This window comes from Streptomyces sp. GESEQ-4, assembly GCF_017948455.1.
Classification (GTDB): Bacteria; Actinomycetota; Actinomycetes; order Streptomycetales; family Streptomycetaceae; genus Streptomyces.
This window is the reverse complement of sequence record NZ_JAFFSU010000066.1, coordinates 1-1,718: the sequence shown is the minus strand read 5'-3', so window position 1 is coordinate 1,718 and position 1,718 is coordinate 1. Positions and strand designations below refer to the sequence as shown.

Here is a 1,718-nt window from a genome sequence, read left to right as displayed (position 1 = left end):
AGCCCTTCATGCGCGCGAAGGTGTGCTCGACACGGGCGCGAACTTGCCTGTGGGAGCGGTTGTGCTGCTCCTTCCAGGCAGGCAGTTCGCTTTCTCCGCCGGCCCGGCGGTGCGGGATGACCAGGCCGGTGCCCTGGTAGCCGCCGTCCGCGATGGTCATCGTGGCGCCGACCGCAGCCTTGGCCCCGGACTCCTCCCAGCCGCGGGAGTCGTGGCGGTTGCCGGCCAACGGTCGGCCGACCACCACGACCAGGCGAGTGCCGGCGGCGATGACGACCTGGTGGCCAGTGGAGTACCGATAGTTCTTCGACTGCTCGGCGATCGTGCGGTCACAGGTGAGCACCAGGGTGCCGTCCACGATGAGGACAGTGTCCTTGCCGAACCGCTTGCGCGGCCGGAGCGCGATCTTCGGGCCGAGATGGTCGATGATCCGATTGGCCGCCGATTTGGAGATACCGAAGAGCGGGGCGAGCCGGCGCGGTGTCAAGTTCGTGCGCCAGTACGCCGCGAAGAGCACCCGGTCCTCCAGCGGCAGGCTCCACGGCCGCCCGCGCCGCCTCTCACCCGCGGTCTCGCGGCGCACCACGGTCACCAACTTGCCGAAACAGCGCGGGCTCAGTCCGCTGAACGGAGCTGTCCAGGACGACACCGACGCCGTGATCACACCAGCCACGCTGTGATCATTTCAAGCCCTCGGACCCTCCGGTCGTGCCGTTGCCCGTCGCCTTGGCCCATCGTCGACTCCAGGCGTCCAGCGGGCTCAGCGCCTTGACGAGGTCCTGGCCGAGCTGGGTGAGGTGGTAGCCATCTGCCTGCAGGGTGAGCAGGCAGGCGCCGGTCAGCTCGTCGAGCCTGGTGGTGAGCACGCTGGAGGACATGCGCTCGCATCGGCGCTGCAATTCCCGGAAGCCGGCCGGGGCTTGGCTCAGTTCCCACAGAATGCGCATCGTCCAGCGTCGTCCGAGCAGGTCGAGTGCCGCCATGACTGGTCGACCCGACTCGGACCCTCGTACCGGCACACCCGGCCGTGGCGCTCTGGCTTCCATGCCCACTCCTTGCGCTTCGGTTCTCGAAGCATCATAGTGATTCGGAAATCGAAGCAGGAGGTGCCCCGTGCCGCGCATCGAACCGCTCAATCCGCCCTACCCTGCCTCCGTGGACCAGGCACTCCGCCGGTGGATGCCTCCCGACGTGCCGCACGAGCCACTCGCGCTGTTCCGCGTACTCCACCGCAACCCGGAACTGGCCTCACGCATGTTCTCCCTGGGCGCCGGGCTGCTGGGCCATGGACTCCTCCCGGCCATCGACCGCGAGATCGTCATCGCCCGCGTGACCGCGCGTGCCGGCTGCGCCTACGAATGGGGCGTGCACGCCGCGACTCTCGCCCAGCAGGCCGGACTCAGCCCGGAACAGCTACGGGCAACCACCGAAACCGATACGGCAGCCAGTGCCACATGGCCGCCACGCCATGCCGCACTGATCGACGCAGTCGACGAACTGCACGACACGGCCCAGCTCTCGCAGTCCGCCTGGGATGCCCTGCGCGTTCACTACGAGGACGCTCAGCTACTCGAACTCCTCGTACTGATCGGCTGGTACCGAACCATCAGCTATCTGGCCAACGGGCTCCTCCTGGAGGAGGAGACCTGGGGCGCCCGATTCCCGAAGGGGTAACTCCACCCGGCATGGGCCTGACCGTTGCCCAACATTGCGGGACA

The 1,718-nt window shown here is 67.9% G+C and carries 3 protein-coding genes; 1 reads left to right on the top strand and 2 read right to left on the bottom strand.

The genetic code is table 11. The annotated features are described in order from the left end of the window. Together KCH48_RS41810 and KCH48_RS41805 are read right to left on the bottom strand one after the other, a co-directional pair. The coding region (locus KCH48_RS41810) for a transposase (protein ID WP_210582875.1) at positions 1-673 on the bottom strand (673 nt) is incomplete at its 3' end. A 7-nt stretch (positions 674-680) separates the two neighbouring features. Further along, positions 681-1,046, bottom strand: coding sequence for a helix-turn-helix domain-containing protein (locus KCH48_RS41805; RefSeq protein WP_210582874.1), 366 nt, complete (start codon positions 1,044-1,046; stop codon positions 681-683). Between the two features lie 67 nt (positions 1,047-1,113). Here KCH48_RS41805 and KCH48_RS41800 point away from each other — a divergent pair, with 67 nt between their 5' ends. Beyond that, positions 1,114-1,674 (top strand): carboxymuconolactone decarboxylase family protein, encoded by a 561-nt coding sequence (locus KCH48_RS41800; protein WP_210582873.1) that lies wholly within the window; start codon positions 1,114-1,116, stop codon positions 1,672-1,674. Positions 1,675-1,718: the final 44 nt, after the last annotated feature.